The organism is Veillonella sp. CAG:933 (assembly GCF_000431435.1).
Classification (GTDB): domain Bacteria; phylum Bacillota; class Negativicutes; order Veillonellales; family Veillonellaceae; genus Veillonella_A.
The window spans coordinates 49200-55279 of record NZ_HF986209.1 but is presented as its reverse complement, the minus strand read 5'-3'; the positions used below and the strand labels follow the sequence as shown (position 1 = coordinate 55279).

5 protein-coding genes and 1 pseudogene are annotated in these 6080 nt (G+C 44.1%); all 6 read right to left on the bottom strand.

Going from position 1 to position 6080, the window contains the following annotated elements:
- Positions 1-547: pseudogene (locus QZL64_RS08010) on the bottom strand (phospho-N-acetylmuramoyl-pentapeptide-transferase); the annotation flags it as partial.
- Positions 548-833: 286 nt separating this feature from the next.
- A complete protein-coding gene (locus QZL64_RS08005; protein WP_021841478.1) occupies positions 834-2210 on the bottom strand; it encodes a UDP-N-acetylmuramoyl-tripeptide--D-alanyl-D-alanine ligase in 1377 nt (458 codons plus the stop codon).
- A gap of 2 nt (positions 2211-2212) precedes the next feature.
- Positions 2213-3697, bottom strand: coding sequence for a UDP-N-acetylmuramoyl-L-alanyl-D-glutamate--2,6-diaminopimelate ligase (locus QZL64_RS08000; RefSeq protein ID WP_021841477.1), 1485 nt, complete (start codon positions 3695-3697; stop codon positions 2213-2215).
- A gap of 62 nt (positions 3698-3759) precedes the next feature.
- Positions 3760-4176: a septum formation initiator family protein gene (locus QZL64_RS07995; protein WP_021841476.1), complete on the bottom strand. Its 417-nt coding sequence runs from the start codon at positions 4174-4176 to the stop codon at positions 3760-3762.
- 19 nt (positions 4177-4195) lie between these two features.
- Entirely contained in the window at positions 4196-5128 is a 933-nt protein-coding gene (gene rsmH / locus QZL64_RS07990) for a 16S rRNA (cytosine(1402)-N(4))-methyltransferase RsmH (protein WP_021841475.1), read from the bottom strand.
- A gap of 154 nt (positions 5129-5282) precedes the next feature.
- Entirely contained in the window at positions 5283-5714 is a 432-nt protein-coding gene (mraZ, locus tag QZL64_RS07985; protein ID WP_127058291.1) for a division/cell wall cluster transcriptional repressor MraZ, read from the bottom strand.
- Positions 5715-6080 lie beyond the last annotated feature (366 nt).

Genomic DNA, 6080 nt, shown 5'->3' with positions numbered 1-6080 from the left:
CAGCTGCCGACGTACCGGCTGCCAAACCGTCAAGGCCGTCCGTCAAGTTAACCGCATTCGTAGTCCCCACAATAATGATAAATACCAATACATAGTACATCATGCCTAAATCGAAGGTAGTATTTACAAACGGAACCCAGACGGTGGTAGGAATTACCATCACTTCCGTTGCAATATAGCAGAATACGGCAGACATAATAATCTGTCCCAATAATTTCTGTTTAGCCGTAAGACCTAAATTACGTTTTTTCACGGACTTAATAAAATCATCTAAGAAGCCCAACAGGCCATGACCTAATGTCAAAAACAACAATACCCACGTAGCCATTTGAAACGGTGCAAATACAAGAACTGTTATCACCATAGCCAAAAGCATGAAAATACCACCCATCGTCGGGGTGCCCGCCTTAGCTAAATGGGCTTGCGGTCCGTCTTCGCGTATGCTTTGTTGTGCATGTAACTGCCGTAACAACGGTATTCCTATTTTTCCGAGTATTAACGTTATTACCAAGGAAGTAATAAACGCGAATAATAATTGCATGGTCATTCGAACTATCGCTCCTTACATTACGGCCTTTATGAAGCCGATTAACTCACTATTTTTACATGGTTTTACAGATGTTGTTATCTGCTTTAGCTTTATAGAAAAACAAAGCCGCTATCTATGGTAGTACATATAAGGCTGTAATGCAAATATAATTCTCGTTTTTTTGAAAAACTTCGGCTACAAACTACCACAACCGGACAAACGTCTTTACTGAGGTGCTTAACGGTCATTGCCAAGGCACTTTACGGTCTTACTTTACGTTCTTCCTTATCATAATTCTTACTGTTTATTGAAGTGCCTCACGGTCTTCAAATTCATTGACTACCCGTTCCATACGAAGGCCACGGGAGCCTTTAACCAAAATAACATCACCTTTAGCGCGCACATCACAATATACATTAACCATATCTAAATGGCTGTCGCAAATTTTAGCTATGCGAATGCCTGCCGCTTTTGCTTCACGAGCAATAAATTTTGCGGCCTCACCAAAAGTATATACTTGATCGTAACCTTCTGCCACCAGTAAACGACCGATTTCACGATGATGTTCTTCGGAAAACTCACCTAACTCCAACATATCACCGAGCATGGCAATTTTTCGTTTACCGTCGAGCTGTCCCAAGGCTTTAATCGATTCCGCCATGGACATAGGATTGGCATTATAGGCGTCATTGAGGACAACGAAGTCACCAAAGGAAACAATTTCCTGGCGCATCGGCATACCTTTAAAAGAACCCAATGCCTTAGCAATTTTCTGTGAAGATACACCTAAGGAACGGCCTACCGCAATAGCGGCCAGCGCGTCATATACATTGTGTTCCCCAATCATCGGCAAGAATACATCAAATACTTCATCAAAACTGCGGCAAGTAAATTTAATGCCGTCTTTTTTATAGCGCAATTTAAAGCCTGAAATAGTCGCTTTTTCTTTGATGCCGTAATAGATGATTTTACCTTTCGTTAAATTCCCCATCTGACGAACAAATTCATCATCTTCATTTAAAATAGCTGTTCCGTCAACCGGAATATGTTGAATCAATTCGCTCTTGGCTTTCGCTATGTTTTCACGAGAGCCTAAAAGTTCAATATGACTATTCCCTACATTCGTAATCACACCTACCGTCGGTTCGGCGATGCGAGCCAATTCATCAATTTGACCGAGCCCGCGCATCCCCATTTCCACCACACAGGCTTCATGGTCGGCTGTAAGTTGCAACAATGTTTTTGGCAAACCGATTTCATTGTTAAAGTTCTTTTCTGTTTTCAGAACATTAAACTTACTGCCCAGTACAGCGGCAATCATTTCCTTCGTCGTAGTTTTACCGGATGAGCCGGTAACAGCAACTACGGGAATATCAAAACGACGGCGATGATAATTAGCTAATTGCTGATACGCCAATAGCGGTGACGCTACTTCAATGCAGATGAGATCGTTGGCAGTATGCCCCGGTTTTACCAAGGCACCGAGCGCTCCGTTAGCCCGGGCTTGCGGCAAAAAATCATGCCCGTCAAAAGTGTCACCCGTCAAAGCAACAAATAGCGAACCTTCTTCAATGGTACGTGTATCGGTGGATACATTAGTAAATACTGTTGTTTCACTTGCTTTCCCGTTGTAGGTACCGCCTGTTACGGTCAACACCTCCCGGAGCGTAAACTCTGCCATTTTTATCTCTCCTTTAATGCTTCGCGGGCTACTTCCCGATCGTCAAAATGAATCGTTTTATCTTTTAAAATCTGATAATCTTCATGGCCCTTGCCGGCGATGATTACCACATCACCTGCTTTGGCATCTTTGATAGCGGCATGAATGGCGCTGCGGCGATCCGTAATAACGGAATATACCGAACCTTCCCGCAAGCCTTCTTTTACACCCTCTGCCACTTGAGCCACTATTTTTTTAGGATCTTCCGTACGCGGATTATCGGAAGTTACGAAGATTTCATCACCATACTGCGCAGCAATGCGGCCCATAATCGGACGCTTCGTGGCATCACGGTCACCACCGCAACCAAATACTACGAGAATGTGACGCTCCACAATTTTTTGAGCAGTTTGCAGGATATTTTCCAAACCGTCCGGTGTATGCGCATAATCCACAACAACAGCGAACGGCTGACCTTCTTCTACCAACTCAAAACGTCCCGGTACGGCCGTGAAATCACTCAACGCTTCAATAATGGCTTCCATCTTCACGCCTTCAAAGAGACAAGCACCGATGGCCGCCAAGGTGTTATACACATTGAAAAGACCGGTAATACGCATGTGAATCGGATATTCTTTACCTTCATACACAATATCATAGGCGCTCGTCTTAGCCGTTATGGTAAGGTTTTCACCTTCCAAGGTACCTTTCCCTTTAGTACCGTACGTAATGAGCGGTGCGGAGTTCTTTGTCATAACGCGTTCACCGTGAGGATCATCGATATTAATGACAGCCCCTTTATTTTGCTTATGTTGATTTGGCGCACTTACCTGTTCAAACAATTTACATTTGGCCGCCAAGTAATTTTCAAAGGTTTTATGGAAATCGAGATGGTCTTGTGTCAAATTTGTGAAAACGGCTGTATCGTATTCCACGCCGGCCACTCGGTTGAGCGCCAAAGCGTGCGATGATACTTCCATGATACAATGCGTTACCCCTTCAGCCACCATTTGGCTCAAAATGTGTTGCAAGTCAACCACATCCGGGGTCGTATTGTGAATCGGATAGGTTTTATCCCCAATAACTACGTGAACCGTACCGATGATCCCCACTTTATACCCCTGAGCTCGCAAGATGTGGCCGATAATATGGGTCGTTGTAGTTTTACCGTTTGTACCGGTTACCCCAATCATACGCATTTTACAACCGGGATAGTCATAAAAAAACGGTACACATTGCTGCATAGCGATTCGTGTATCGTCAACAGTCAGTACACTTACCGCAGCCGGCACATCGATCGGTTCTGACGCCAATATAGCTACCGCCCCGGCTTCAACGGCTTTTTGTACATAATCATGACCATTTACATGAGCACCGGTTAGGCAGATAAATAAACTGCCTTGTTTTACTTCTCGCGAATCCGCCGTAATATGGCTGATAACAGTATCGGTAGCTCCTTTGACGCTTACGCCGCTTATCACATTTATTAATTCTTGTACTGTTTTCACAACATTTCCTCCATCTCAAACAAGGAAAGCAGCTCACTTCCGGAGCTGCCTCATACCGTAGTTTAGTCCCTGATGCGTGCTGTTACTTTCACATCACGTTCTACAGTAGTACCTTTGCTGTTGTACACAAAAGCATCGGGCAAAACCATTCCCAATTTATCTTGCGCAATCTGCTGAATCCGTGTAGGCGACTTCAATTCCGCTACTTCCAGACTCAACTCTTCATTATCTCTGGTCAATTGAACAACCTGTTGTTGCATGCTTACCAATTCATAACCGGCACCGGCTTTCACCACACGGCCTCCCAAAACGGTAGCCCCTACAACGCCAACCATGGCTAATAACACTAAAATCTGTTTCAATTCCGGCGATGCGTTACTAAATACACCAACCTGCTTCGCTCGACGTGTTTTAGTTGGTATATATGGTCTCGCCGTCGGTTGTGCAACGCGTACACCGACTGTCTTTCTCGCTAACATATAATCAACCCCCCGTTATCTATACCTTTTCGGCTACCCGTAACTTGGCGCTCCGCGCTCGCGGGTTCGCTGTTACTTCCTCATTGCCCGGCTCAATCGCCTTATTTCTTGCTTTTACGACTGCCACATGATGGCAAACACAAACCGGCAGTTCCGGCGGACAAATACAACCGGTACTCAATTCCTTAAAGGTTTGCTTCGTAATTCTATCTTCTAATGAGTGGAATGTAATAACACCGATACGACCGCCCGGTTTTAATAAATCCACTGCATCTTTAAAACTGTCTTTTAAAATAGCCAACTCCTGATTCACTTCAATGCGAATCGCCTGAAATGTTCGTTTAGCCGGATGCGGACCTTCACGGCGTGCCCCGGCGGGAATGGCCTGTTTGATAATTTTGGTTAATTCACCGGTGGTAGTAATCGGTTTTTCAGAACGAGCCGCTACTATGAATTGTGCAATTCGTTTCGCCCATCGTTCTTCCCCATAATCCTGAATGATTCGCACCAAGTCAGCTTCACTGTAGCCATTGACTATATCCGCAGCCGTCAAGTTCCCCTGCCTATCCATGCGCATGTCCAAAGGACCGTCCTGCATATAGGAGAAACCTCGTTCCGCTGTGTCCAGCTGATAACTTGAAACGCCTAAATCAAAGATAAATCCGTCTACCTCCGTAATGCCGCGGCTCGTAAGGGCCGTTTTCAAATCTTTGAAATTAGTGGGAATCGTCATAACTCGGCATTTTAAATCAGCCAGTCGTTCCGTCGCGGTCGCCAGCGCCACTTCATCTTGATCGAGTCCGATGAGTAAGCCGTCAGCGGCCAATTGCTCGCCTAGCGCATGAGCATGACCGGCTCCGCCTAACGTGCAATCCACGTAAATCCCATGGGGATTTGTTAATACAGCGTTTACTGTTTCGTTAAGCAATACGCTTACATGATGAAATTCCATGGGTCCGCTCCTTTCCGACTTCGAAATTATGTTTTCACCCTTAATCAAACATTCACTATATCGCTATAGTATTGCATTACTTCGTAATAAATAGCCAAAATACTTCCATTTTTACCATACAGCTTCAACATTCAATCTTAAATTGCAGCTTAAATTACAAGAAGAAGTCTTCCATGTTTTCTGATAATTGTTCCATATTATCATCCATGTCTTCCTGGTAAGCCAACCAATGTTCACGGTTCCAAATTTCTACGTGATCCCCGATACCGAGTACCATTACTTCTTTTTGAAGTTTGGCAAATTCACGCAGTGTAGCCGGCACCAAAATACGACCTTGACGATCGAATTCCAACTCGGTGGCATTGGCAAAAAGTTGACGTTTAAGCCCACGAACACCGGCTTTGTTGTTCGGTTGCTTCATCATCTGCATAGCCTTGGCGGTAAATACTTCGGTCGTATAAATGGCGAGACAATTATCGTAGCTCTTGGACATAATACAGGTTTCGCCTAATTGTTCGCGTAATTTTGCGGGAATAATCAAGCGCCCCTTCGTATCAATGGTATGTGAATATTCACCCATGAACATCATTGTCTCACCTCCTTTTACACTTTCCCTATCTTATCTACCACTATATGGTAAATTCTACCACATTCCCCCACTTAATAACAATAAAATCTGCAAATTTTAGCGAAATTTAGCAAGAAAATCTTTTAACCAAACATTTAATCGCAAATTGGCGCTACTACAACGATTTTTTGTTCCCTCTTTTAGTCGATATGTGCGAAGAAATAAGGCTTTAATTTTTGAGCCCCTCCACTTCACACCACCACAACTAAAAAATCATTAACAAACACCACTTTTTGCCACCGATTATTTTCAAAACTTTCAGCACCTGATAAAAATCCCCCACTTTTTGGGATACAGCAGCCCCCACTTTTTGGGATACGGCAG

Coding starts and splice junctions, on each gene's coding strand:
- QZL64_RS08005 (WP_021841478.1), bottom strand. CDS start 2,210: ATGGCAGAGTTTACGCTCCGGGAGGTGTTGACCGTAACAGGCGGTACC.
- QZL64_RS07995 (WP_021841476.1), bottom strand. CDS start 4,176: ATGTTAGCGAGAAAGACAGTCGGTGTACGCGTTGCACAACCGACGGCG.
- rsmH (WP_021841475.1), bottom strand. CDS start 5,128: ATGGAATTTCATCATGTAAGCGTATTGCTTAACGAAACAGTAAACGCT.
- mraZ (WP_127058291.1), bottom strand. CDS start 5,714: ATGTTCATGGGTGAATATTCACATACCATTGATACGAAGGGGCGCTTG.